Here is a 26,647-nt window from a genome sequence, read left to right as displayed (position 1 = left end):
GGGAGCGAGTGCGCTAGGTATTGGAGACATTAGGCTACGCTCCGCCCTGAATCAGTCGCTAAACGCCGAGATTCCGCTGGTCCTTTCCGGCGGGGATTCCCTGGCGGACGTCAAAATCTCTTTGGCGTCCCCGGAAGCTTTTGCCAAGGCCGGCTTGGAACGGCACTATTTTCTCACCAAACTGCGTTTTACCGCCGTGCAAAAACCCGATGGCAGCTATGCCATCGAGGTGAGTTCGAACGACGTCATGCACGAACCGTTCGTCAGCTTCTTGGTAGAGGTCAATTGGCCGCGCGGGCGCGTAGTGCGCGAATATACCGTACTGCTGGACCCGCCCGCCACCTTCTCCGATCGCGTGCTCGTCGACTCCCGATCTCCATCGGTATTCGCGCAACCGAACGATGACCACCCGCAAACTGCGGATGCCCAGGTTTCGCCCCGCAAGTCCCAGCCCCGTGCTTCGACGGCAAGCGCTTCATCCGAGTCCGAAAGTCCGATCCAAGGTTCTGAATACGGGCCAGTCAAAAGAGATTCCACGCTTTGGGAAATCGCCAAACAGGTAAATCGCGACCCAAGCATCGCTCAGGAACAAATGGTCGTCGCCCTTTACCGGCACAACCCACATGCGTTTTATGGAGACACGCCGGACACTTTGAAGGCAGGAGAAACGCTGAAAATTCCCGATCGCGAATTTGTTCTGCAATTCACCAGCTCGCAAGCGCGGGATGAGCTTTATCGATCAAGCAGTCGGACTGGGAAAGTCGCAAGCCGCAGTAACAAGGCACAGAGCTTGGGCGCTGTGACGGGCTCCGCGACACAGCCGACGCAAACTCAGCTCAAATTGTTAGCCGCATCCGATACCAAGACGAAAGATGAAGAAGCGGTCGCAGGAAGCACGGATGGCGCCGGGAAATCCAAGGGAGAAATTGCGCTCGAAATCGCAGAGACGCTCAAACAGGAAAACGAGGATCTCCGTTCCCGCCTGACTCAGCTCGAGCAGCAACTGACGGAGATGCATCGTCTCTTGACCCTGAAGAACGAACAGATTGCGCTGCTGCAAGAACCACAAGCACAACAACCTTCGGCCGAATCGGCGAAGAAAGAGCCCCCTAATCCGGAACAGCTAACAGCTCAAACGACACCGGCTCCGGAAGCACAGAAGCCGGCGGAGCCATCCACCCAGCCGGCGAATCCGCCGACTTCTCCAGAGACGGTTCCAGAAACGGCTCAAACACCCCAACCCACCGCCGTCCAGACCGAGCAGCCGAAGGTCGAGGCGCCTAAGCCCGTTCCTGCCGCGCCGCCGCAGCCTGAACAGAGCAGCATTTGGGACGACTTGTTCGATCAGCCGACCTATCTCGGTGCCGCAGCAGGAGGTCTGATGTTGCTGGCGGTCATACCATGGCTGCTTGCCCGTCGCCGTGCGGCCATGATCGAAGAGACCGAAAGCATCTTGCTTGCGACCGAGAAAGAAAACCTGCAAAAGGCGAAAAAAGCGGAGTCCAAATTCAACTCCACAATCTCGGAACCGACGACCGCTACAAAAACCTCTTTTCTGAGCGAATTCACGCCGAGCGATTTTGACGCCTTAGGAGCCGAGGCGGACGAAGTCGACCCGATTTCGGAAGCCGATGTATATCTCGCTTACGGCCGTTACAAGCAGGCGGAGGATTTGATCCGGAACGCGATAGAGCAGTACCCCGAACGAGACGAATGCAAGCTCAAGCTTCTGGAAATTCATTACGCCACCGAGAACCGAGAAGCTTTTGAGCGTTTCGCCCAGGAACTCAAAAGACAAGGTAAAGACGGCGATGCCGACTTCTGGGAAAATGTGGTTGAAATGGGACGGGAATTATGTCCCGGAAACTCGCTGTTTAGCGCGTCGCCATCGTCCAGCCGACCTTTGGCTCTTGATGCGAATGCAAGGGACATCCTGGGCTCTATCGATCTTACCGATGAACTCATCGAGGATCTGAAGCGCTTCGATAGCGAGGTGGCCGAAACATCGACATCCGCAGAGGAAAAGCGTGTTTCTCTCGACTTCAATTTCGATGCGCAAAACCCAGATGAAGATCAGGCAATCGCCGCCGAGCACCCCGTCATGGAATTCGATGTCGACGATCTTCGGAGCGAAACTCCTTCCGTCGTCACAGCTCAGCCTGAAGATGAATCTCCAGAACTCGAAAATCTCATCGTCTTTGAGACCGACAAGCCGGGGTCCAATTCCCGAAAAGAACCCGTAACACAGGGTTCGGAGAACAGCATTGACGATATCTTGCTCGAGCTAGCGGCCAATGCACAGCACAAAGACAAGCCGGAGTCTGACGACGCCTCATCCGGCAATGAAATGTTTGATTTCGATTTCAGTTCCTTCGGCCTTGAGGACTCTGAAGCCAACTCAAAGGAGCCCGAGAGTGAGCTGCCGAAACTTGACAACCTGATTGCTTTTGACGCGGGCAAACTGAAAGCTCATCCTGAAACTAAAACGCACGAAGAAGCGGATCAATCCATAGACGACCTATTGCATGAGCTGAATAAAAGCAGTGGACCGCAAGATGACGTATCCAAATCGGACCGCGTCGCGTCCATTTCGAATCTCGAAACATCGGATTTCAATTTCGAGCTTGACTTGGCTTCGTCTGTTCAAGCGGAAAGCGAAGCGCTAAACACGGAAAATCTGGAGAATCTTTCAGATGAAAACGAGGATCAGTACGCGCCGTTGACCGACATGGACCAGTTGGAAACCAAACTGGATTTGGCTAAGGCTTATGCGGACATGGATGATAAGCAGTCGGCGCTGGACATGCTCAAGGAAGTTCTGGAAATGGGCAATGAGCAACAGAAAACGGAGGCAAGAGCGCTGATGGGCAGATTAAGCATACAAGACGCTCAGCCGGAACCCATATCTCTCGCTAGCCCTGGCCGCCGGACCTAAAATAAACGCCTAAACCAAGAGTCGACTCCTTCCGGTGGATTCGACAGCCGACCGCATGGCGAAACGTCTGTCGGGGCAGAACCCGCAATAAACGGATAGCGAATCGCGCTGGGGCAGCTTTCATCTGATCTCAAGCCATTTGCACGATCGATCCAAACGAAATCGACGTTTTCGGGCGGCTCCAGCTCAAGCGACTCCTTACTCACTTTTTGCATGGTAGATGCCCAAACCGGTAACGCGCCCTGGGCGCCGGTTAGCTTTGCCGGCTGGTTGTCGTCACGCCCGACCCAGACTACGCCCACATAATCGCCGGTAAATCCAGCAAACCAACTATCTCTGAGATCATTGGTCGTTCCAGTTTTTCCGGCGCAGTCGAAATGGGAAGGCAAATAGGCATAGGCAAATTTCCCGGTACCCTCCCGCATGACTTCCTGCAGGATCGTATCGACCAAATAAACCGCCGCTGAATCGATTGACTGCTTGACACTGAGGCCGTATCGCTGCAGGGTCTTCCCCTCTTGTGAAACAACCGCCTGAATCGCCCTTAGCGGAACCACAAAGCCGTCGCTGGCCAGGGTTTGATACATTTGGGCGACTTCAAACGGGGTTAGCGAGGCGGTGCCCAGCAACAGCGACGGAACCAGCTCCACCGACTTCTCAACCCCTAATTTCCGTAAGGTTTCCGCGGTACGGGCAATCCCGACATCCATGCCTAAATTAACTGTCGCCAGATTAAAGGAATGCGCTAAGGCTTTATGCAAAGGAATTATGCCGTGCTCCCGATTATCGTAATTCTTCGGTGTCCACGGCCGGCCGCCGGGATTCCTGATCCGAACCTCCATGTCTTGCAGCGGCGACATCAGCGTGTAGCGTTGCGGATTCTCCAATGCCGTCAAATAAACGACGGGTTTATACAGTGAACCTATTTGGCGTTCTGCGTCCAATGCGCGATTGAACCCGGAATTCTGCGGGTCTCTTGATCCCATTAAAGCGGCTACTTCGCCGGTAGCGCGGCGAGTAAACACAACGGCGGTTTCCAGTTGCGTCGTCCGGGTCTGTTTGTCGAGCTTTTTCAGCGTTGTCTCGACGGCCGATTCAAGATAGTGCTGCGCGAATATGTCGAGTGTCGTGAAAAGCTGGAGCCCTTCCGAGGTCAAGTCTTCGGGACGATATTCCTGCTGCAACTGACGCTTGACCAAATCCAGGAAAGCCGGATAGCGGCTGATGGCTTGGTGCGGATTCTTCACCACATCCAGAGGCTTTGCCTTAGCCTCCTCGGCCTGGCTCGCTGCAATCTGCCCTTGTTCCACCATCTCGTCCAATACCAGGTCCCTACGCTTCCTTGCCTTTTCCGGCCATCTAAACGGGTCGTAATAGGATGGCCCTCGCACCAGAGACACCAACAGAGCAACATGATGCAGTTCCAGCTCTTCCAGCGATCGGCTGAAATAGTACTGGCTGGCCAAACCGAACCCGTGTATCGCTCGGGCACCGTCTTGACCGAGATAAATTTCATTTAGATAAGCTTCCAGAATTTCATCCTTGGAATAACGCGCCTCCAATACCAATGCCATGACCAGCTCGTTAAGCTTGCGCCACCAGGTGCGCTCAGAGCTTAGAAAAAAGTTCTTTACCAGCTGCTGAGTCAAGGTGCTGCCTCCCTGCACGATTCCCCCCGCGCGAATGTTGGCCCACATCGCCCGAAGAATGCCGCGAGGCGAAATTCCGAAATGCTCGTAGAAATCCCGGTCTTCCACCGAGAACAGGGCCTTTAAGAGAAGCTCCGGCGCTTGATTGAGCTTGATCAATATACGATCTTCCTTCAGAGCCGGATAAAACGTCCCGATTTGGACCGGGTCCAAACGAAACAATGCCAGGGGCTTGGCGTCTTCGGGGTCGCTAACCGAACTTATTTGCCCGGCATCGAATCGCACCCGTATGTTGCGAGAGTTTTCTAGTTTGTCCCAGAACCGAAAATCGCGCGTCTTCAGCGTATACTCGGCACCCTTCCTGAAATAAGTACCCTGCGATGACAAGCTCGGATCGTTTCTGTATTTCAGCTGCTCCAATAACCATTCGAGCCGATCGGCACTCATCTCGTAACCGGCGAACAACTCGACGGGGCTGGCGTAAACCCGGGCCGGCAAAGACCAGCGCTTACCCTCGAATTGCTGACGGACCGTGTGGTCCACATAGGCCAGATATCCGACGATGATCGCGATCACGAAGGGAGACAAATACAGTGCGATGCGCCGAAATGACGCGTTCAGAAAAGACAAGATGGACGACCGTTTTTTGCGTGGCGTCTTGCCGCGTCTGGTGTTTTGCATGGGATAAAAAATATGCCCGTCAGGGCTTAATCAACTGGACCGGAAACTAAAAACAGCGGATTCGGCTAGGCAGCTTGAGTCGACTGCGAAGAACCGGCGATCTCGTTAATCGAGATAGTCGTTTTGTCGAGTAGATGGGGTTCCGGCTTACCGATCAGATAACCTTGGACATAATCTATGCCGAGCGTTTTTAAGAGAGAAAGAACCTTCGGGTTTTCCACAAATTCGGCGATGGTCCTTTTTCCCAGCTTCCGAGCGATATCGATCATTGCCTTGACAAGTACCTGGTCTGTTTCATCATGAAGCAGGTTTTTTATGAACTGTCCATCGATTTTCAAATAATCGACTGGAAACTTTTTGATGTAATCGAACGAACTAAAGCCGGCACCAAAGTCATCCAAGGCAAAATGGCATCCCAGCGCCCTTATGCGGGCAATCATTTCCCGAGTTTGCTGATAATTCGCGACAGTCGCGGTTTCGGTAATCTCGAATGCAAGCCGAGACGCGGAGATCCAGGTCATTTCCAATTTTTGTTTAATCAGGGGTAACAAGGACTGATCTTGAAATGCAACACCCGACAAATTTATCGTTAGACTGACATGCGACTGGTGTTCCGGCAGAGAGGCCAGGAAATCGATTGATTTATCGACCACCCACAGGTCGATATGGTGAATCAAACCCATGCGCTCGGCGACCGGAATGAATTCTCCCGGCGAGAATATATCCGAACGCTTGCCCCTCATCCGGATCAAGACCTCGTAGTGCGTAATGGCACCGTCCTTGACCCTGACAACCGGCTGAAAAACCAGAAAAAACCGATTTTCCATCAAGGCTTCCCGGATCAGCGGAACCCATAAGATGTCGCTTCGCCGCGTGCAAGCCTCGGTATCTTTGTCGTTATACAACTGAACCATGTTACGCCCGTTCGCCTTCGCTGCGTAACAGGCCTGATGCGCTTCGGCAATCAGCACACTCGGATGACTGGCCATCCTCCGCGATTCCAGCAGGGCCACACCGATACTGGCCGATATGTGATAACTGTCTTGTCCGGTAACGAAGCGAAAACCATCCATGGCTTGGCGGAGCCGTTCAGCGATGGACAATGCCTCCTGCTGTTTGACGTTTTCTAGAAAGATACAAAACTCGTCAGCTCCGATCCTGGCTGCGATGTGGTCCGAATCGAGCGTGCCGTGCAACAGGCTGACCGTCTCCACTAATAAACGATCGCCGGTCTCGTGTCCCTCAAGATCATTGATCATGTTGAACCGATCAAGATCCAGGTACAGCAATGCACCTTCCTGATCGAAGTTCCGGCACCGGTGGATGGCTAGCTGAAGTTTCTTTTCCAAGCTGCGGCGATTTGCAAGGCCGGTCAACTCATCGTGGGCCACGAGATATTTGAATCGGGCCTCCATGATTTTGCGTTCGGAGAGTTCGTTTAAAAGTTGCTCTTCTTGGCTACGTCTCAGGTGACGCTCGTTTCTGAGTATCAAACTCATGTTAACCAAGGGGATAAAATCGCGTCCGCGAATAGGCTTGGTAATTAGACTGACGCCTTGCCTGCTCAGCTGGGTTAGGCGGCGTACTTGCGTGCTGTCCAATTCGACCGATTCTTCAGTAAAAATGATAGCGGGAATGCCGATTCCCTCGTCTATCGAGGAAAAAGACAGGCAAAACTCGTCAATCTGACATTCGGGCAGGCTACTATTAAGAATAATAAGTCCGATTTCTTCAGGGCTCCGCTGGAATTTTCTCAATTGCTCAAGAAGCTCTCTTCCATTAGAGACCGCTACGAAATTCACGAAACCGGCTTCGGATAGGATTAACTCGACTTGGGCACGATGACGCTCATTATGCTCACCGATAATAATTAACTTTTCGCCGAACTGGTTGGTTGGCGTCATAGCACCCGATAAAAACCTGAAGCTCAGTTAGAATAAAGGAGGCAATTGGAACTCGCGTCACATATAAAGTCTTCCATGAACCAACTGTGATATAGATGCCACTTATCGGCGTATCAGTCAAATCAAATTAACGACAGGATAGTATTAGGTATGCGCATCAAGAGCTAAAGCGATGTATGCATTCACCCCGCTTAGCGTCCGCGTAATTTTGAATGGGAACGTGCAATTAGCTTCCCCCCCGGAGTTATTCTTAAAACTGAATGAACTACTGGATAACCCGGGGGCCGATCTGCGCGATGCCGGCACACTGATTGAAAATGATCCTGGTCTCACAGCAAGGCTGCTACGGGTCGTCAATAGCGCCTTTTATGGAATTCCGACCAAAGTCACCTCCATTCATCGTGCACTCAATATCGTCGGCATCCACGAAATTCGGAGTTTGGTATTAACTACTTTAGTGATCGATAAATTTTCATCTTTAACGAATACCTTGATGACAATGAAGGAATTCTGGGCCATGAGCGTGCGCTGTGCGCTATTGGCAAGATTATTCGCGAGTTGTCATCCCTTTGGCGAACGTCTAAAGGCCGTATTTCTATGTGGACTATTACATGAAATAGGGCGATTGGTCGTGTATCACCGCCTTCCGGAATTGGCCCGTGCCGCGGCACTTTTAGCGGAATCGGAGAACATAAGCTATCAGGAAGGAGAAAGACGAGTTATCGGATTCGACCATTATCAGGTCGGCGCCGAATTGGCTCGGCTATGGAAGCTGCCGGAGATCATCGCCGTGACTATCGAGCACCACGATACGCCGGAAAATGCCGACGTGTTCAGTTGCGAAGCAGCCCTGGTCGCTCAGGCACAATCCTTTGTTTATTCACGCTATTCTAATCATGCATCACGCGACACCACAGTAACCGACATGGACAAGCCGAGTCTTTTCGGCACTGACATCGCAACTGCGAATGAGTTGGCCCAAAAACTCGACGAACAATTCAATCAAGTATTCAAGCTTATTTATGCCGGTTGAGCGACTTTTATCTTTTACCGCAAGTGCTCTGTAATCAAACCAGCCAGGACGCGGCCATGTTCCGGACTATCGTTCAGCGCGGGGATTAACCGATACTGGGCACCACCCGCTCTTTCAAAGACCTCCTTGTTGGTAATGCCGATCTCCTCCAAGGTTTCCAAGCAGTCCACGGCAAATCCCGGGCAAACGACATCGACGTCCTTAACGCCCTTTTGCGGCAGTGCTTTTAGCACATCGACGCAATAAGGCTGAAGCCACCGCCCCGGGCCGAAACGGGACTGAAAAACTAACTGCCAAGCATTCTCCGGAAGCTTCAGTTCAGCCGCGATCAGCTTTGCGGTCGCACGACATTGCTCATGGTAAGGATCGCCTAGGGAGCGGCTTCGTTCCGGTAAACCGTGAAATGAAAACAACAAAAAATGAGGTCCGCCATTGTCGCGCCAGAAATCTTCGATTCGGTTCGCCACAGCCCGGATATACGCCGGATAATCATGATAGTCGCTGACGAATCTGGTCTCCGGAACATATCTCCAATTCTTCAACACCGAGGCGACCGCATCGAATACGGTCCCGGTACTCGGTGACGAATACTGGGGATACAACGGCAAAATCAGAAGTCCATCGACCCCGGCGCTATTCAACTTCTCCAATTTTTCCCGAATTCCGGGTTTACCGTAGCGCATCGCCACCTCTACCACGATTTCCCCAGCCATTCTCGCCGAGATCTCGGCTTGCACCGATCGAGTCAAATCCGTGCTGAACACCAGTAACGGGGAGCCTCTGTCGGTCCAGATCGACCGATACGCTCGTGCCGACTTGGATGGCCGCACCCGCAAAATCACGCCATGAAGGATCATCCACCAAATTGGCCTCGGCAGTTCCACGACACGGGAGTCCCATAGGAACTCGCCCAGATAGCGTCGGACTGCGGCCGTGGTTGGAGCCTCGGGCGTACCCAGATTGACCAAAAGCACACCCCAACGGTGGGATTTCCCTGCTTCTGTCACGCTATTTTCTGTTGATAAGATCCAGAAACTCCGAACGGGTACTGATTTGTTTGCGGAACAAACCCAGCATGGATGAGGTGGTCATAACCGAGTTTTGTTTCTCGACGCCTCGCATCATCATGCACAGATGCTTGGCTTCGATTACTACGGCAACCCCCGCGGGATCGATCGCGGTCTGAATGGCGTCCGCAATTTGTTTGGTCAATCGCTCCTGGATCTGAAGACGGCGAGCGTACATTTCGACGATGCGCGCGATCTTGGAAAGCCCGATCACCTTACCCTTAGGCAGATAAGCGACATGGCATTTACCGATGAACGGCAGAAGATGGTGCTCGCACAATGAATACAATTCGATGTCCTTCACGATCACCATATCCTCCGTATCCGCCTCGAAAACGGCATTATTGAGGACACGCTCGAGGCGCTGATTGTAGCCGCTATTGAGAAAACGAAAAGCCGCCGCCGCCCGCTTAGGCGTATCCACTAGTCCTTCTCGGGTAATATCCTCCCCAAGAGATTGTATGATTTGGGAAAAAAGATGCTCCATTACGTTTTGCATGATTGATGTCGCTAATAGTGATCGGTAAGTATATCGCGCAGGAATGCGCCATGTCTTTCTCGATCAAACGCATATTGACTCTTCGCAATAGCGGGTGGCTTCGAGAAGCACATCCGCTCCCGCATTTGCTTTCGTCGCATGCTGGCTAAGATGCCGACGCCATGCCCGCCCGCCGGGCATACCGTGATACAACCCTAAAATGTGCCGAGCGATGGCTTGTAAACGTACGCCCCGCCCCAATTCCGTTTCGACATACGGCAACAGCGCTTCGACCACTTGACGCCGGGAGCGGACCGGACGGTCATCGCCGAAAAATCGCCGGTCGGCCTCTGCAAGCAAGTACGGTTGATGGTAGGCCGCTCGTCCTATCATCACACCGTCGAACCGCTCAAGATGCAGCCCCGCCTGATCCAGATCGACGATACCGCCGTTCAGGATGATTTCGAGTGCCGCATAATCGTCTTTGATTCGATCGACCACATCGTATCTTAGCGGTGGTATTTCCCGGTTCTCCTTAGGCGATAAGCCTTTAAGCCACGCTTTTCTGGCATGGATGACAAAGGTGTGACAACCGCCGGACGAGACGATCTCGACGAAGCGCGCGAGATCCTCATAGGAGTCCTGCTCATCGATGCCTATTCGGGTTTTGACGGTGATCGGAAGCGATACGGCACCGGCCATCGCGGCCACGCACTCGGAAACCAACTCGGGGTCGGCCATCAAGCATGCACCGAACCGCCCATTCTGCACCCGATCGCTCGGGCATCCGACATTGAGATTAATCTCATCATATCCATACGCTTCGGCAATTCTCGCACACTCGGCAAGATCCGAAGGGTTGCTGCCGCCTAATTGAAGCGCCAACGGCTTTTCGGCGGGGTGGAAGCCGAGCAAGTGGTCGCGATTCCCGAACAAAATCGCACCGGCGGTGACCATTTCGGTATAAAGCAGCACCCGCCGAGAAATTAGGCGTACAAAATAGCGAAAATGCCGATCCGTCCAATCCAACATCGGGGCTATGCTCAAAACTCTCTGCATATGGATGGTCGTCTTAAGGAAGTGGAAAACAGGCTGTAGCCTTAAGGATTGATTAGCAAGCGATTACCGGTAGAATGAATCGCGGCTTTTTCGACAAAAATACAATGGGAATTTCTTAGATCGGGACTGTGAAAGCCACTCCTTGTTTCCAGCCAGGACACACTAGACTGTAGCTATTTGTCGCATTCGATGTTCAGAGTATCGTGTCGGAATTTAACTTCTTTGACCTTAACACTTGATAAGTCATGAAATCGCGGCCGGCCGATTTCGAACGGATACTCTCCAATTTGCACGCGTTAAGGCGTTACCCGTCCGAACCTCTTCTTATCGATCATATTCAAAATAGTTTCGAGTCGCTGACCCAAATTCATAACGCGAGGGAAACCCGTTACCGCGCCCTTGTTCAACAACTTCTCCGTTATGTTGAACAGTTGGTTTCCGACAGAAGCCAGTGGCTCGCGCGACGAATCGAGTTTCTCCAAACTCTGCTCAGTCCGTCTTTATCCTTAGCGGAATTAAACACCTTAATTAAAGGCGTTGAAGACCTCAAACATTCTTTGTTCCATTCCAATTTTGCCTTTTCCGATCGAATCATAGGAGACCATGAACCCTCGCCCGACAAACCGGACGTGATTGCACAAAGGGCTAAGGCCACAGAAATCCATGTGAGGACTTCCGAAAAGACATCACATAACATGGACCCCGCGCCGCCGCCTCGCGAAGGACAAAGCGTAGGAATGGCCGAAATCCACAAGTCGTTGACGGCAAGCCTTAACGAAGTTGATGATGCAAATCTACATTCCGGCCAGTTGCTGAAGAATATCGCTCAGGCGTTGAGCCATCCCGAAAATTTTTTGCTCACCGATACGGCGCGATCTGGACTTCTAAAGCAGACCGACGCTTTGTTAAACGAACATCAACATCAGGCCAAACAAATCGACATTATCCGAGCTTATCTCGATTTGCTGGAGACGAATAATCGAAAGACCGATCTGGAATTCACACGAGTTCGCCAACTGAGCCTTACGGATGAATTAACCGGGCTTTCCAATCGGCGAGCCTTCTTGAATCGGCTGGAGGATGAGATCGGACGCGTGCAACGTTACTACACCCCTTTGGCCTTGGCCATGGTGGACCTCGACGGATTCAAGGAAATCAATGACCGTTACGGCCACGCTGCAGGCGATGAAGTTCTCAAAATTTACGCCCAAAAAATCCTTCCTGCATTTCGCCGTCACGACCACGTAGCCCGTTTCGGCGGCGAAGAGTTCATCGTACTGCTTCCCAACACCGAGCTGGATGGCGCTTTATGGGCGCTCAAGAAAATTCAGGCGCAGGTCCACCGAACCACGTTTTCAATTGGCGGCACGGCCATGGCTTTGCCGACTTTCTCCGCCGGCATCACCGTGTACGTGTCAAACGAATCGGCGGATTCCTTCATCAGGCGGGCCGACTCTGCAATGTATCGCGCCAAGGGGATGGGGAAAAACCGGATCGAAGCCGAGCATGTCAAAAAGGGGCATCACGAGAATCGTGACTCGTCGAACACCTAAATATTCCTGAGGTCCAGACCAGGCATCAATCGCCGGGCTTCTTTGCCAGCATCGGAACAGCGGTCATTCCCGAGTGGAGGCGATACGCCCGACTCCGCTGTCTCAACCAATAGCCACTGATGAGAACAGTGGTCGTTGCGAGACTGGCGGCACAAAAGTAAAGCAGGTTCTTTACCTGCAAAACCTCATCCATAAGCTCTTCGTTACGGACTACTCCCGAACCGGATAACCGCCGGAAACGGGAATGCTCGATCTCGGTGTTGTCGAACGCATTGGCTCCGCCGGCTTCGGCATAACCTTCCAACAGCACCAGATCGCTCTTTAATTGTTCAAAGGCCTCGAGATCCGCGGAACTGACCGCTCCCGCCTCAATGTTCTTCTGAAGGGTTTTAAGTCTCATTTCAACCGATTCGGCCAAGAGAATGCCGAACTTGCGTTGCAGCGCTTCCATTTGCTGGTTGATCGCCTTGATCCGGGCGTGACCTTCCGCTGGACCGGCTACCGTGGTTTCAAGACGCGCCGATAAATAATAGAGAATGACCAACGAACAGAGACAAACCGCAAGCAAGGCGACAAGCACTTGCGGAGGTCGCCACCAAGCGGCCGACACTGGATACCGAACCGTAGTCCCGGCGCGCAATGCTGGCGCAGTCGTCGACTCGCTCTGATATCTTTCGTACACCCCATCTCCTCCGCTATGCTGCCCCAGCTATCGCAAACCATCGTTATATTTGATTTGGGCCCCGAGCATTCTCTACACCACGCGCCATCTCGATGACGACGGAATGCGAGAAAGCGGACCAGTTGTTCGATTCGATAGCTGTTCAACTATGGCAGAATAAGCCCTATGGGTCAATTGATAAGCGCGACGATACCATCGCCCGCTTCATCTCGCTCACCGCTCGCTCCAGCCCGACGAACAGCGCCCTCGCCACGATGGAATGCCCGATATTGAGCTCCTCGACTTGGGGAATGCGGCAAATTTCCCCTACGTTGTGATAATTCAATCCATGCCCCGCATTCACTCTGAGGCCGATTCCGGATGCATACTCTGCCGCCCGTGCCAAGCGGTGAAACTCATCTTTACTTTCCTTGTTCGAAGCGGCATCGGCATAGTGGCCGGTATGTAATTCGATCACGGGAGCACCGGTTTTCGCTGCCGCTTCGATCTGCCGAAAATCGGCGTCGATGAACAGGGAGACCTCCACCCCGGCTTCGCCCAGCGTTTCGCAAGCGGCACGAATTCGTTCGAAATTTCCGGACACATCCAGACCACCCTCCGTGGTCAATTCTTCGCGTCGCTCCGGAACCAGGCAGCACGCTTGTGGCCGCACGGTTTTTGCGATAGCGACCATCTCATCGGTTACCGCCATTTCCAGGTTTAGACGGGTCTCGATCATCTCTCGCAACAATCCGATGTCTCTGTCCTGAATATGCCGGCGATCCTCGCGAAGATGAGCGGTAATACCGTCGGCGCCAGCTTGCTCCGCGAGCAAGGCCGCCTGGATCACTTCGGGGTATTTGGTACGCCGAGCCTGTCGAATGGTGGCGATATGATCGATGTTTACGCCGAGTAAGATAGGGCGAGAGGTCGTCATCATGGTCTGCTTTTTGTGACTTGCTTGAAAAAGTCCCGGCTTTTAAGAGATTTTCCGTTGAGATAATAATTGATTACTCGTCGCATCAGATGCTTCGCCTCTTGAAGTTCATCCGGATCGTTCAGCGTCTTCCGCTCCAATGCAAGCAAGGTGGCACCTCCGACCGAATCCGCAGTCCTTTCGTCGTTCTCTACCGGACCTTCCTCGATTCTGTACACATATCTTTTTGCCGGATCGATCGGTTGCCCGGACGTTGCCTCCCGATCAAAGGCCATACCGTAACCCATCTCGCCCAGCAGAGAGACTTCGAACAATCTTAGAATCCGTTCCATGCCGTCATCTGCTGCGAGTTGATCCAAGGTATTCCGATATAGATCGAATACTTCCGGATGAGGATCGCGGGAAGGGAGAAAATTGAGAAGCAACTCGTTCACATAAAATCCGCAGAACAGCTTGGGCCCGCTCAACTTGATGCTGGTTCCTCCGATGGATTCCGCAGCCGTCAAGACTGGTAGATCGCCTTTTCCCGCCCAGGAAAGACGCAATTGAACGAATGGCTGAAGTAGAGAATGCAATCCTCTTTTGCTCTTGCGCGCACCTTTTGCCAGCAGGCGAAGGCGACCGAAATCCAATGTAAATACGTCGAGAAGAAGGCTTGATTCGCGATAAGGTCTACTGTGAAGGACGAATCCGTTCTGCAGCGAGATGCGGCCTTGGAAGTCCCGAGAAGCACCCTTGCTCGCGTCATTCGCTGTAGCCGAGGCTGTGCAAAGCACGCTCGTCATCCGACCAACCTTTCTTGACCTTAACCCAAAGCTCCAGGTAAACCTTGCAATCGAGCAAACGTTCCAGTTCATGCCGCGCCCGCTCGCCGACCTTCTTGAGCACTTCGCCGCTGCGGCCGATGATGATTGCCTTCTGACCCTCGCGCTCGACCCAAATCACCGCACTGATTCGCGTCAATCCGCCCTCGAGCTTGAATTGCTCGATCTCCACCGTCAGCGCATGAGGCACCTCCTGGGACAGCGAACGAAGCAATTTTTCCCGAATGACTTCGGCGGCAAAAAAACGCTCCGGCTTGTCGGTGATTTGATCTTCCGGATAAATCGGTTCGCCCTCCGGCAAGAGTTCGATGATCTTCCGCTCCAAAACGTCCAGATTCGTGCCCTTTAAGGCGGATACCGGAACCAAATCGGCAAACGAGTGGCGAGCCGCCGCCTCTTCCATAAAAGGCAATAAAAGCGCCTTATCCTCGAGCCTGTCGACTTTATTGATGACCAAGATGACAGGCACCCCTGCAGACTTGATCCTCTCCAGGACCAACTCGTCTTCGGAAAGCCACATCGGTCTGTCGATGAGCCAGACAATCACATCGACGTCAAGCAGGGCGGAGACCGCTGCGCGGTTGAGGTAGCGATTCATCGCCCGCTTTTGGCTGGCATGAATGCCCGGAGTATCGACAAAAACAATCTGTCCGTCTCTGGTGGTCTTGATACCGCAAATCCGATGCCGCGTCGTCTGCGGCCGGCGGGACGTGATGCTGATTTTTTGTCCGACCAGATGATTGAGGAGGGTAGATTTACCGACGTTCGGGCGCCCCACGAGCGCGACAAAGCCTGCTTTCATGGTTTGAGCCCCAGTTTTTCCGCCAGCACAGTCAGCATCTTTTCTGCCGCTTGCTGTTCGGCCTTTTTCCGGGAAGGCCCTACGCCCTCGCAGGAAACCGGGATCAGCGACACGCGGCACTCCACGCAAAAGCTCTGGTCGTGCGGCTGACCGATGACCGTTTTGAGGGTATAGGTAGGCAATTCGAGTCCTCGCGCTTGCATCAATTCTTGTAATCGGGTCTTCGGATCCTTTTTCCAATCCCGCAGCGAAAGACGGTCTATCGGCTCGGCAAAGAGGTTTAAAATCCACTCCCGACAGGCATCCATCCCTTGATCGATAAGCAGAGCGCCAATGACGGCCTCCAGCGCGTCGGACAAAATCGAGTCGCGCCGATATCCGCCGCTCTTCAATTCGCCCGACCCCAGAACTAAGTAATCCCCCAGATTTAATTTACGCGCCAATTCCGCCAAAGAGCTTTGATTCACGAGAGTCGCGCGCAACCGGCTGAGCACGCCTTCGTCCGCCTCCGCGAACTTGTCATAAAGCCTTTCCGCGATCACAAACCCGAGCACGGAGTCGCCCAAAAATTCGAGCCGCTCATTGTTCTCGCTCTCAGCACTCCGATGAGTCAAGGCTCTCTTGACCAAGGCGGGATTCTTGAAATGCAAGCCCAGTTTTTTGGCGATCTTTTCCGGTTCCAAAATCACGAGTCCACCGGCGGGATACGAGTTAAGCACATAACGACCTGTCCGAGTGAGTGACAGCTCGGAGAAACGACCAATTTATGCGGGTCCGCGTCATTTGACGCGGATGGCAAGCACACAGAAAGCAGTAACTAGAAACGCTCTTCATCAATTCGATCCGACCTCGATAAGATCGTTAAAGTGCAGCAAAGCATCCACGTTTCCAAAAAGATGCTCGGCGACGTCATAAGCTATTTCAATCTTTAGATAAGATCCCTCCTTAATGATCTTCACATCTTTGGTCGATACCCGTTCGACCATGTTGATCTCCCAGCGTTTCTGTAGGAGAGTCAAGATTTCGTCTCTGGTTTTCGAAGCGAGATCGTTATCTTTCTTGAGCGATTCAAGCGACGACACGACCTTATAGTGCTCCAGATACACCGGGCCGATCTTGAGTACAAGCAAGGAGAAAAAACCGATTAAGAATAGAACGAACAAAAAGCCGATAAGCGTCAGACCGCTCTGCCGGGAAGGGACATTAGCCATTTTCGCGTACTCCGGGAGTTTTCGGATAGTTTCGGTACTAGAACCACTAATTCAATATAGTACCGAGACGATCAAATGCGATGCCGCCGTTCTCCCAGTCCCAACTCATCCAAATGAAAAACGCTTTTCCGACTAAATGGCTTTCCGGCACGGTACCCCAGTACCGGCTATCGTTGCTGTTGTCGCGATTATCGCCCATGACGAAATACTGACCTTCGGGTACCGTAAATTCCCCCTGCACCGAAGGCTGGCCTTCTCGAATCAGGATGTCGTGATTAACCCCTTTCAAGTCTTCGCTTAAAAGGCGCGCACCGGTCATGGCGTTGCCCTGCCCCACCCCTTGATATTCGGCGATGGTCGTTTGCTTGATGGCTTCTCCGTTTACGTAAAGCTGTTTGTTGTAATACGCGATGCGGTCGCCAGGCAAACCGATAACCCGCTTGATGTAATCCACCTTCGGGTCTTTCGGAAAACGGAATACCACGATATCGCCCCGCTCAGGCTCGCCCATCTCGACGATCTTCGTGTTCAAAACCGGAAGACGAATACCGTAGGTGTATTTATTGACGAGAATGAAATCGCCGATGAGCAGAGTCGGCATCATGGAACCCGAAGGGATACGGAATGGCTCCACCAAGAACGATCGCAGCAAGAGTACGATCAGAACGATCGGAAAAAACGAACGAGCATATTCCACGATAATCGGCTCTTTCGCCGAAGCCGTAGCCGGCTGAAAGCGCCGCAGCAACGCGTAACCGCCCCAAATGATCCCGGTCAGGGCGGTAGCCATGACCAAAAAAAACGAAAAATCGAAATCCATAAGCTGGGTCTTTTGTTGTTTTTCGGTACTAGGTATCTTTGTTTACGCGCAACACCGCCAAAAACGCTTCCTGCGGAATGTCGATCTTCCCTACCTGCTTCATTCTTTTCTTACCGGCTTTCTGCTTTTCCAGCAGCTTCTTCTTACGGGTAATATCGCCGCCGTAACACTTGGCCAGCACGTTCTTGCGCATCGCCTTGACTGTGGACCGAGCGATGATCTTCGAACCAATAGCGGCTTGAATGGCAACTTCGAACATTTGCCTCGGAATAAGATCCTTCATTCGCTCCACGAGATCTCGCCCCCGAGTTTGACTGATGTCCCGATGCACGATCAAAGACAGCGCATCCACACGCTCTCCGTTGATGAGAATGTCCAGTTTGACCAGCGGCGCTGCCTGAAAACGCCTGAACTCATAATCGAACGAAGCGAACCCGCGGCTCACGGATTTAAGACGGTCGAAAAAATCCAATACGATTTCGCTTAGAGGCAACTCGAAGCTGAGGGACACCTGCCCGCCCATGTACTGCATCTTTTTTTGTATGCCGCGCTTTTCGACGCAAAGCGTCATCACCGCGCCCAAATAATCCTGCGGCACAAGAATATTGGCTTCGATGATCGGCTCGCGGACTTCGGCAATTTCGTTGGGCAGCGGCAACTTGGACGGATTGTCGATCAGAATCGTCTCGTCGTCCGTTTTGAGCACCTCGTAAACGACGGTCGGCGCTGTCGTGATCAAATCGAGATCATACTCTCGCTCCAGCCGCTCCTGGATGATCTCCATGTGCAGCATGCCGAGAAACCCGCACCGAAAACCGAACCCTAAAGCCTGCGACGTTTCCGGCTCGTACTGCAGCGCGGCATCGTTGAGATGCAGCTTGTTCAGCGCCTCCCGAAGATTTTCGTAATCGTCGGATTCAACAGGATAGAGCCCTGCGAACACTCTCGGCTGGACTTGCTGGAACCCCGGCAGCGGGGCCTGGCAAGGGCGATCGGCCGCGGTGATCGTGTCCCCCACCGGCGCACCGAAAATATCCTTGATACCGGCCACGACGAACCCTACCTCGCCGGTTTGGAGTGTCTCCTTATCGAAGGACTTTGGGGTAAAGACGCCCAGCTTTTCCACCAAGTGGCTCTTTCCGGTGGACATGATGAGGATCTTCTGTTTCCGGGAGATGGAACCGTTAACCACTCGCACCAGCGAAACGACTCCCAGATAGTTGTCGAACCAGGAGTCGATGATCAGCGCTTGCAAAGGCCCCTCGGGATCTCCCTTGGGCGGAGGCACCTTGCTCACCAGCTGTTCAAGAAGATCATTGACACCGAGGCCGGTTTTCGCGCTGATTTTCAAGGCTTCGTCGGCCGGCAACCCGATAATCTCCTCGATCTCCTTGCAAACCCGCTCGGGTTCGGCCGACGGCAAGTCGATCTTGTTCAGCACGGGAATGACTTCCAGGCCCTGCTCGATCGCCGTATAGCAGTTCGCTACGCTTTGCGCCTCCACCCCCTGCGCTGCGTCGACCACGAGCAAGGCGCCTTCGCAGGCAGCCAATGATCGGGACACTTCGTAGGAGAAGTCCACATGACCGGGCGTATCGATCAAGTTGAGCTGGTAGGTCTCGCCATCCTTGGCCTTATAGTTGAGCGTTACGCTTTGAGCCTTGATGGTGATGCCGCGTTCCCGCTCGATGTCCATCGAGTCGAGCACCTGGTTGAGCATCTCGCGATCGCTAAGTCCTCCGCAAGTCTGGATGAATCGGTCTGCCAAGGTCGACTTGCCATGGTCGATATGAGCGATGATGGAAAAGTTACGAATATGCTGCTGATCAGCCACGGCCTCAATCCTTGAGCTTCAAGGCCAGGAACAATGAGCCGCCGCGTCGCTGGACCAGCACCGCAAGCGATTTGCCTTTTGGCAACTCCTTCACAACCTCATTGAAATGGTTTACGTCTTTGACGACTTGGTCCTGAATACGAAGAATCACATCGCCACGGCGTATACCCGCATCGTAGGCGGGCCCCGGGTTGACCGCTTGTACCAGCACGCCATGCCGCGGAACTTCCAATTGTTCTCGCTGCTCCACCGTCAAATTGGATACGCTAAGCCCCAAACGGTCGAACGTCTGAGCCCCCGGAGCCTCCTCGGCCCCCAAGAGCACTCCCTCATCCTCGGGCAAGGTGCCAATTTTGATCTTTACATCACGGGTAGAACCTTGACGGATGATTTTGACCGCTGCCGTTTCCCCCACTTTGGTCATACCTACCATTGGCGGTAGCGACGACGAACCAACGACCTCCTGTCCGTTGAACTCGATAATGACGTCACCGACCTGAATGCCTCCCGCCTCGGCTGGACTCTTCGACAATACTCTAGATACCAGAGCTCCCTGCGGCTTCTTCATCCCGAAAGATTCGGCCAACTCGCGCGTGACGTCCTGTACCTGCACGCCCAGCCAGCCCCGCGACACATGGCCCTGCGATTTCAATTGTTCGACCACCTGCATGGCGACTTCGATCGGAATAGCGAACGACAATCCCATGAAGCCGCCGGTACGGCTGTAAATCTGAGAGTTGACGCCGACCACCTCGCCCTCGAGATTGAACAAAGGGCCACCGGAGTTGCCCGGATTGATGGCCACGTCGGTCTGAATGAAAGGCACATAGTTATCGCTCGGGAGACTTCGGCCCTTGGCGCTGACGATGCCCGCCGTCACCGAATGATCGAAGCCGAAGGGTGAACCGATAGCCAATACCCATTCACCCACTTTCAGTTTATCGGCCGACCCCATTCTTACGACTGGCAGATGATCAGCCTCTATCTTCAGCAACGCGATATCGCTGCGCTTATCCGATCCGACGACTTTGGCCACCAATTCTCGGCGATCTTGCAATCGCACGACGATTTCGTCGGCATCCTTGACAACGTGGTGATTGGTCAAGACATAACCATCGTCCGAAACGATGAAGCCCGATCCCAAAGATTTCACCTCACTCGGCTGGCCACCACCTTCGCCAAAGAAGCGACGAAAGAAATCGTCAAATGGCGTTCCTTCCGGTATTTCGATCCCTTCCGGCAACTGGGGCTCAGTAGCGCTCACTTTCTGAGAGGTACTAATATTTACGACCGCCGCGCTGTTTTTCTCGACTAAGCCGGTGAAGTCGGGAAGCTGAGCAAGGACTCCCTGAGACGAAAGCCCTATGAGAAGGAAACAAAGCACGAGGGCTATCCACCTGGTTTTAAGCATACGAAACTCCCAAGTCTTCACGGACCTAAGCATGGATTTAAAAGCGGATTTGATATCAGCTAAGTTTACGGAGTATCACGGGGTGCAGTTTTTCGCGAGAAAGAACCCCTGTGAACTTCAAAAGGACAAAAGACAAAATCAGGCCAGTTACGCCTCCGAATGCGCTGGCCCCGTCGCTGGAAATAGCTGGTCTTAGCGAGGACGCGACGATGTCTCCCAATACCGCGCCAAAAAATAAGCCCAACAAAGGAATCAAGTATGCCCATAGGGACCCCTTTACCAGGGCGTCCTCCTGAATTCCGAGCACAACACGATCACCCACATGAACTTCGATTGGGGAAAATACCTGTAACCGAATTTTCGGTGCCCCGAGGTACTCGTCCACCACGCCAGACGCGCATTGCTGCGAACATCCGCCACACGCCGATTTGCGCGGCTTTTCGACCCAAACTTTTTCGGCTTCCGTGTGTAAGACGACTGCTTCTTCCTCAATCATGGGCGTCATTCACTTGAAGATGCACGCCCCCTGCGATGGCTTGCACGGTTTTGGCGGGAACTTCGCCCATCACGGTGACCAGATAGCGATCGATCTTACGAGAATGCGCATTTATGGCACCGACTTTCTTCTGATGTCCCTTGACGATATCGCCTCCTAACTCATCAATGTAAATTGAAACAGAAGAAAAACCGTCACTCAACAAGATATGTTCTACCGGATGCTCTGTCGGCGTACGAATCAGCCGAGTATACGAAATCATTTGAAACCCATCTGGCACGCTTCTAAGCGCCCATTTCAACGACCTGAGCGGCATCGCCTCACGCCGATTAACCTGCCAAGTAAAAGCATCGACCTTTGTGGATGCATTCAGTTCGGAGTCCGGGATGATTTCCTCGATACTCAGCGACGTGAACATCATCTGCTCAACCGCCTGGCCATTTTCGCCGATTAGCTCGAATTTGAGCGGCAACTTGGATTCCAAATCCACCCAAATCCGGCGAGCGTACCGAAAGTCATCTCGCGGCTCAATACTGATGACCTGTGACAAGCGCTGCGCAACGTATTCCTGCGCCTCAAGCTTAAAATCGTAATGTCGTGAAAGTTGTTTCAAGTCCTCTGGCAACTCCAGCAAAACCGAACGTCTTGGCGGTTTATTTTCGACAAAGACCGTTTTGGTGTCGGGAAAGTAGCAAGACACTTTTTCTGCATTTCGGACGACTTCCCGCAAGGGAGTGTTCATCGACACCAACCGTTCGTGCTCCGTACCCCCTGTAAACGCATGAACTAGCTGAAAGCTCTCGACGTGTTTATCTTTGAGATAAGCCACTACTCCCCGATAATTCAACTGAGTCACGGCTTGACGCATATCCATTAGCCAACGGACGGCATCACCGTGACGAGGTTCGCCGGTTCCGCCCAAAGCTTCGGCTGCAAACATCATTAGACAAATCTGCCATGCCAAAACTCGGCGTATGCGGAGCATGTCCACAGAGAGCGCAAAAAGTGAAACCATCAATTCGAACTTAGCGAGAAGAATCGTAGGTCACCAGGCGAGCATAGGGCAACAGACCTGGAGCGCCTGCCAAATAAGCCGTTTCGTAATGCGTAACCAGATAATCCTGGAACTGGGGATCAAGCGCTGAACGAACCTCATCGGGATCGACCAACTCGGTTTGCGCCAACACCTCCGGACCAGGCACCGGAGAATAATCCTTTACGGACTTCCCGACCAAAACCGCAACCACCGCCAAAGAGGCCGCTAATGCGGCCGTTACCGCTTTTTCACGATAGCGGTGCTTCTCCGGTCTTGGCGCAAGAATCGCCGGTTCGTTCGCTATAGTAGCCCGAACCTGATCCACGAAGCGATCATCGACGGGCAGGACCTTTCCCGACCGCATCACCTCGCTGACCAGACGGTAACGATGCCATTGCCTTCGAAGCGTGGCGTCGCTCTCTATACGAGCCATCAATGCCAGCGAATCGCTCTCACTCAACTCTCCGTCTAACAGTAATGACAGCTTTTGTCTCAGATCATCATCCGACATGGACTTGCCCCCTAACCGAGTAAAACTTTTAATTTCTTATCGATGGCTTCGCGCGCACGAAAAATGCGTGAACGCACGGTCCCCACCGGACAATTCATTACCTGAGCGATTTCGTCGTAGCTTAAGCCATCGAACTCTCGCAAGCTTATCGCCGTACGAAGTTCTTCGGGCAGCTCGTCTAGCGCAAATTGGATTACCCGAGCGAGTTCCTCACTTAACACTACTCCCTCAGGGGTTTCTTGATCCTTTAGACGTACGGCGGACTCGAATTGTTCCGCCTCCTCGATTTCGATCTCGTCCTCCGAAGGGCGGCGTGCGCGCATCGCAATGTGATTCTTTGCCGTATTGATCGCGATCCGGTACAGCCATGTGTAAAAAGCGCTCTCGCCGCGAAAGCTCGGCAACGCCCGATAGGCCTTTATGAAGGACTCCTGAGCGACGTCCAGGGCCTCGTGCGGGTCCTTGATATAGCGGTTGATCAGCTGCGCGATTTTGTACTGGTATTTTCGAACGAGAATGTCGAATGCCGTTTTATCGCCTCGCTGTACCCTCCGGACTAATTCCTCATCGAGTTGCTCGCCCATTGCGGGAAACCTTTTTCCCTATTTAACGGCGCACACGCACGACCAAAAGATCTGGGCTCTTATTTGAATACGGCGAGCGAATGAAAAACACGGCTTATTTGAGAGCTTCATTAAGAGTGAGATACGTGGCTTGACAGAAAACACTGTCAAAGACTGCTGCACAATTGCATTAGCTTGATTCTACAGGAAGAATTATCGTAGTTTCGCAAGCGCCATTCAATGCGTATTTCGCCGTATCCGCCACGACCCACACTTTTGACGACTCATCAGCACCGAATCGAGATTCTGCTTTAGGCTGCCATTCCCATGGCTAATTCAACGCCACCTGTTTTAGACAAGATACTTTTACAGTAGGATGGCGAAACCACCACGACACACACACTTCATGCCATCCTCAGTTCACGACGTTTTGATCATCGGCAGCGGCGCAGCCGGCTTAAGCTTGGCGCTACGCATCGCCGATCACGCGAGTGTCGCCGTCCTGTCCAAAACCGCCTTGACCGAAACCAACACGCTTTACGCCCAGGGCGGCATATCGGCCGTGCTGGATGCCGACGACTCGATCGAGTCGCACATACAGGACACACTGAACGCGGGTGCCGGCCTTTGCGATCCGGATATCGTGCGGCTCGTCGTTTCGCTAGGCAAAGAATGCATCGACTGGCTGCTGGAACGAGGTGTTCCGTTCACTGCAGCGGACGCGGAAAGCGGCGGCCACCACCTTCACCTGACTCGGGAAGGCGGACATACCCATCGCCGCGTTGTCCATGCTGCCGATGCCACGGGACGGGCTGTCGAAATCTCGCTGGCGCAACATATCCGCAACCATCCTAATATCGATTTATTCGAATACCATAACGCGATCGATCTGATAACCGAGAAAAAGGTCGGCCGTGACGGGAACCGCGTGCTGGGCGCCTATGTGCTCGATACCCACGACAATAAAGTAAAAACGCTCCGGGCCCGAGTCGTCGTTTTGGCGACCGGTGGCGCCAGCAAAGTTTATCTATATACCAGCAACCCCGACATCGCCACCGGGGATGGCATTGCCATGGCCTGGCGCGCCGGCGCATGCATCGCCAATATGGAATTCATTCAATTCCATCCAACCTGCCTTTACCACCCACATGCCCGCTCGTTCCTGATTTCGGAAGCGGTTCGCGGAGAAGGCGGAAAACTGGTGCTGCCGGACGGCTCGCCCTTTATGCACCGATTCGATTCCAGAGAGGAACTGGCTCCCCGCGATATCGTCGCGCGCGCCATCGATCACGAAATGAAGCGCCTGGGCATCGACTGCGTTTACCTGGACATCAGCCACAAACCCTCCGACTTCATCAAGAGCCATTTCCCGACCATTTACGCTCGGTGCCTAGAGCTCAATATTGATATTACGTCGCAACCGATACCGGTCGTCCCGGCCGCTCATTACACCTGCGGAGGCGTGCAAACCGACCGCCACGCGCGCACCGACGTGCCCGGCCTTTACGCCGTCGGAGAAACAGCCTGTACCGGTCTCCACGGAGCCAACCGCATGGCCAGCAATTCCTTGCTCGAATGTCTGGCTTTCGCCAAGCTGGCGGCCGAGGATATCATCAAGGCCCTGCCCGAGATCCCTTCGCCTCCGGACTTGCCCGAATGGGACGAATCCAAGGTCACGGACTCCGACGAGGAAGTCGTCGTCGCCCATAACTGGGACGAAATCCGACGTTTTATGTGGGATTACGTAGGCATCGTCAGAACCAACAAGCGCCTGCAGAGGGCGTTGCGCCGTGTCGAGCTGTTAAAGCAGGAAATCGCCGAATATTACGGCAATTTCAGGGTCACCAGCGATTTATTGGAGTTGCGCAATCTGGTCATCGTAGCCGAACTGATCATCCGCTCGGCCTTAGTGCGCAAAGAGAGCCGAGGACTCCATTTTACGCTGGACTATCCGCGCACGAACGATGATGAGCCTCCACGAAACACGGTGATCTGTCCCTGATCATCGATCAGCGGCTCGTAACGGCATCCTCCGATCAATCTTCAAGCAACGCCTTAGTGGTGCGTTGCCGCCCGGCGGCACGTGCTGACCGGCACGCGCCTGCCGCCCCAGTCTCCGGGGCTTTCTTCGAACACGCCGGCGCAAGGCGTGTTGCATGCATTGCAAGCGCCTTGCGGCGTCAAATTCCATTCCGACAGTTCATACCAGTCGCGGCCAATGAGCAACTGGCCGCAGTGATGGCAATAAGTGCTGTCAGCCGCTTTATCGTGAACGTTTCCGACATAAACGTATCTAAGACCGTTTTTCATGGCGATGCGCCGGGCCCGAACCAAAGTGTCCCTCGGAGTAGAACGCTTATCCATCATCTTCCAGTCGGGATGAAAGGCCGAAAAATGGAGAGGCACGTCCGGTCCCAACTTGTCGGCTACCCATTGAGTCAATGCCTCCAACTCACGATCCGAGTCATTCTCACCGGGAATCAGCAAGGTCGTTATTTCCAGCCACACGGACGTTTCATGCTTGATGTATTGCAGCGTTTCCAATACCGGTTGCAAATGGCCGCCGCAGATCTTGCGGTAAAACTCGTCGGTGAACGCCTTCAAATCGATATTGGCCGCGTCCATCACGCTGTAAAACTCGGCGCGCGGCTCGGCGCACATATAACCGGCCGATACCGCGACCGATTTGACGCCATGCTTTCGGCATTCCTTGGCAACGTCCACGGCGTATTCATGAAAGACAACGGGATCGTTGTAGGTGTAAGCGACGCTGCGACAACCCAGCTCTTTTGCCGCCAGCGCAATGGCTTCGGGGGAAGCCTGATCCATCAGTGAATCCATCTCGCGAGACTTGCTGATATCCCAGTTCTGGCAAAACTTGCACGCGAGATTGCATCCGGCCGTGCCGAACGAAAAGACCGGCGTACCGGGAAGAAAATGATTCAGCGGTTTTTTCTCTATAGGATCGATGCAGAAGCCGCTAGAGCGCCCGTAGGACAACAATACGATCTTGCCGTCCACATTGCCGCGAACGAAACACAACCCCCGCTGTCCTTCATGCAACTTGCAAAACCGGGGACACATCGTGCATTCCACACGACCGTCCTCCAGCGTACGCCAGTAGCGCGTAGGAAAACCCTGCGCCGTTTCGATGGTCCGATTCATGATCTACACCCCATTCG

Annotated in this window: 24 protein-coding genes; 4 read left to right on the top strand and 20 right to left on the bottom strand. The window is 53.3% G+C overall.

The window, feature by feature from the left end:
- Positions 1 to 844: 844 nt before the first annotated feature.
- Complete coding sequence (locus JOD69_RS24510) at positions 845 to 1,018, bottom strand: hypothetical protein (RefSeq protein ID WP_245245466.1); 174 nt, start codon at positions 1,016 to 1,018, stop codon at positions 845 to 847.
- 6 nt (positions 1,019 to 1,024) lie between these two features.
- Between JOD69_RS24510 and JOD69_RS24505 the strand changes: the two genes are divergently transcribed.
- Positions 1,025 to 2,935 (top strand): FimV/HubP family polar landmark protein, encoded by a 1,911-nt coding sequence (locus JOD69_RS24505; RefSeq protein ID WP_245245465.1) that lies wholly within the window; start codon positions 1,025 to 1,027, stop codon positions 2,933 to 2,935.
- Here JOD69_RS24505 and mrcB read toward each other — a convergent pair.
- Together mrcB and JOD69_RS04090 are read right to left on the bottom strand one after the other, a co-directional pair.
- Positions 2,932 to 5,265 (bottom strand): penicillin-binding protein 1B, encoded by a 2,334-nt coding sequence (gene mrcB, locus JOD69_RS04095; RefSeq protein ID WP_086135436.1) that lies wholly within the window; start codon positions 5,263 to 5,265, stop codon positions 2,932 to 2,934. The genes JOD69_RS24505 and mrcB overlap by 4 nt on opposite strands.
- Positions 5,266 to 5,330: 65 nt before the next feature.
- The gene (locus JOD69_RS04090; RefSeq protein WP_077729208.1) at positions 5,331 to 7,169 is read right to left on the bottom strand and encodes an EAL domain-containing protein; all 1,839 of its coding nucleotides are present in this window, start codon (positions 7,167 to 7,169) and stop codon (positions 5,331 to 5,333) included.
- A gap of 172 nt (positions 7,170 to 7,341) precedes the next feature.
- On the opposite strand from JOD69_RS04090, the gene JOD69_RS04085 reads away from it, so the two are divergent.
- Positions 7,342 to 8,202, top strand: a complete 861-nt coding sequence (locus tag JOD69_RS04085; RefSeq protein WP_077729209.1) for an HDOD domain-containing protein — start codon at positions 7,342 to 7,344, stop codon at positions 8,200 to 8,202.
- Between the two features lie 14 nt (positions 8,203 to 8,216).
- Here JOD69_RS04085 and hemH read toward each other — a convergent pair whose 3' ends face one another.
- The 3 genes from hemH to dusA all read right to left on the bottom strand — a co-directional run bounded on the left by hemH (position 8,217) and on the right by dusA (position 10,806).
- A complete protein-coding gene (hemH, locus tag JOD69_RS04080) occupies positions 8,217 to 9,209 on the bottom strand; it encodes a ferrochelatase (protein WP_086135435.1) in 993 nt (330 codons plus the stop codon).
- Between the two features lies 1 nt (position 9,210).
- Positions 9,211 to 9,768, bottom strand: a complete 558-nt coding sequence (gene folE / locus JOD69_RS04075) for a GTP cyclohydrolase I FolE (RefSeq protein WP_077729211.1) — start codon at positions 9,766 to 9,768, stop codon at positions 9,211 to 9,213.
- A gap of 63 nt (positions 9,769 to 9,831) precedes the next feature.
- Positions 9,832 to 10,806, bottom strand: a complete 975-nt coding sequence (gene dusA, locus JOD69_RS04070; RefSeq protein ID WP_077729212.1) for a tRNA dihydrouridine(20/20a) synthase DusA — start codon at positions 10,804 to 10,806, stop codon at positions 9,832 to 9,834.
- A 287-nt stretch (positions 10,807 to 11,093) separates the two neighbouring features.
- On the opposite strand from dusA, the gene JOD69_RS04065 reads away from it, so the two are divergent.
- The gene (locus JOD69_RS04065; RefSeq protein ID WP_168175368.1) at positions 11,094 to 12,359 is read left to right on the top strand and encodes a GGDEF domain-containing protein; all 1,266 of its coding nucleotides are present in this window, start codon (positions 11,094 to 11,096) and stop codon (positions 12,357 to 12,359) included.
- A gap of 25 nt (positions 12,360 to 12,384) precedes the next feature.
- Here JOD69_RS04065 and JOD69_RS04060 read toward each other — a convergent pair whose 3' ends face one another.
- From JOD69_RS04060 to rpoE, 13 genes are all read right to left on the bottom strand, one after another.
- The gene (locus JOD69_RS04060; RefSeq protein ID WP_139841164.1) at positions 12,385 to 13,041 is read right to left on the bottom strand and encodes a hypothetical protein; all 657 of its coding nucleotides are present in this window, start codon (positions 13,039 to 13,041) and stop codon (positions 12,385 to 12,387) included.
- 163 nt (positions 13,042 to 13,204) lie between these two features.
- Positions 13,205 to 13,957: a pyridoxine 5'-phosphate synthase gene (gene pdxJ / locus JOD69_RS04055; RefSeq protein WP_086135516.1), complete on the bottom strand. Its 753-nt coding sequence runs from the start codon at positions 13,955 to 13,957 to the stop codon at positions 13,205 to 13,207.
- Positions 13,957 to 14,742 carry a DNA repair protein RecO gene (recO, locus tag JOD69_RS04050; protein ID WP_210023806.1) on the bottom strand — a complete coding sequence of 262 codons (786 nt, stop codon included), beginning with the start codon at positions 14,740 to 14,742 and terminating at the stop codon, positions 13,957 to 13,959. The genes pdxJ and recO overlap by 1 nt, the downstream gene beginning before the upstream one ends.
- Positions 14,702 to 15,583, bottom strand: a complete 882-nt coding sequence (era, locus tag JOD69_RS04045; protein ID WP_086135433.1) for a GTPase Era — start codon at positions 15,581 to 15,583, stop codon at positions 14,702 to 14,704. Before era ends, recO begins: the two co-directional genes overlap by 41 nt.
- On the bottom strand, positions 15,580 to 16,272 hold the full coding sequence (rnc, locus tag JOD69_RS04040) for a ribonuclease III (protein WP_086135515.1): 693 nt from the start codon (positions 16,270 to 16,272) through the stop codon (positions 15,580 to 15,582). Before rnc ends, era begins: the two co-directional genes overlap by 4 nt.
- A 144-nt stretch (positions 16,273 to 16,416) precedes the next feature.
- Positions 16,417 to 16,794 (bottom strand): DUF4845 domain-containing protein, encoded by a 378-nt coding sequence (locus JOD69_RS04035; protein ID WP_086135432.1) that lies wholly within the window; start codon positions 16,792 to 16,794, stop codon positions 16,417 to 16,419.
- Between the two features lie 46 nt (positions 16,795 to 16,840).
- On the bottom strand, positions 16,841 to 17,614 hold the full coding sequence (gene lepB / locus JOD69_RS04030; RefSeq protein WP_086135431.1) for a signal peptidase I: 774 nt from the start codon (positions 17,612 to 17,614) through the stop codon (positions 16,841 to 16,843).
- Positions 17,615 to 17,642: 28 nt separating this feature from the next.
- The gene (gene lepA / locus JOD69_RS04025) at positions 17,643 to 19,448 is read right to left on the bottom strand and encodes a translation elongation factor 4 (RefSeq protein WP_086135430.1); all 1,806 of its coding nucleotides are present in this window, start codon (positions 19,446 to 19,448) and stop codon (positions 17,643 to 17,645) included.
- Positions 19,449 to 19,452: 4 nt separating this feature from the next.
- The gene (locus tag JOD69_RS04020) at positions 19,453 to 20,859 is read right to left on the bottom strand and encodes a DegQ family serine endoprotease (RefSeq protein ID WP_077729220.1); all 1,407 of its coding nucleotides are present in this window, start codon (positions 20,857 to 20,859) and stop codon (positions 19,453 to 19,455) included.
- 55 nt (positions 20,860 to 20,914) lie between these two features.
- The gene (locus JOD69_RS04015) at positions 20,915 to 21,355 is read right to left on the bottom strand and encodes a SoxR reducing system RseC family protein (protein WP_168175369.1); all 441 of its coding nucleotides are present in this window, start codon (positions 21,353 to 21,355) and stop codon (positions 20,915 to 20,917) included.
- Positions 21,348 to 22,298: a MucB/RseB C-terminal domain-containing protein gene (locus JOD69_RS04010; protein ID WP_168175370.1), complete on the bottom strand. Its 951-nt coding sequence runs from the start codon at positions 22,296 to 22,298 to the stop codon at positions 21,348 to 21,350. Before JOD69_RS04010 ends, JOD69_RS04015 begins: the two co-directional genes overlap by 8 nt.
- Before the next feature lie 82 nt (positions 22,299 to 22,380).
- Positions 22,381 to 22,902: a sigma-E factor negative regulatory protein gene (locus tag JOD69_RS04005; RefSeq protein ID WP_077729223.1), complete on the bottom strand. Its 522-nt coding sequence runs from the start codon at positions 22,900 to 22,902 to the stop codon at positions 22,381 to 22,383.
- Between the two features lie 11 nt (positions 22,903 to 22,913).
- On the bottom strand, positions 22,914 to 23,486 hold the full coding sequence (gene rpoE / locus JOD69_RS04000) for an RNA polymerase sigma factor RpoE (RefSeq protein WP_077729224.1): 573 nt from the start codon (positions 23,484 to 23,486) through the stop codon (positions 22,914 to 22,916).
- Between the two features lie 385 nt (positions 23,487 to 23,871).
- Between rpoE and nadB the strand changes: the two genes are divergently transcribed.
- Entirely contained in the window at positions 23,872 to 25,467 is a 1,596-nt protein-coding gene (gene nadB, locus JOD69_RS03995) for an L-aspartate oxidase (RefSeq protein ID WP_086135429.1), read from the top strand.
- A gap of 53 nt (positions 25,468 to 25,520) precedes the next feature.
- Here the strand turns inward: nadB and amrS are convergent, their stop codons facing one another.
- On the bottom strand, positions 25,521 to 26,630 hold the full coding sequence (gene amrS / locus JOD69_RS03990) for an AmmeMemoRadiSam system radical SAM enzyme (protein WP_086135428.1): 1,110 nt from the start codon (positions 26,628 to 26,630) through the stop codon (positions 25,521 to 25,523).
- Positions 26,631 to 26,647: the final 17 nt, after the last annotated feature.

The organism is Methylocaldum sp. RMAD-M, assembly GCF_017832375.1.
In the GTDB taxonomy this organism is placed as follows: Bacteria; Pseudomonadota; Gammaproteobacteria; order Methylococcales; family Methylococcaceae; genus Methylocaldum.
The sequence above is the reverse complement of the archived record's forward strand: the minus strand, read 5'-3'. Positions and strand labels throughout refer to the sequence as shown.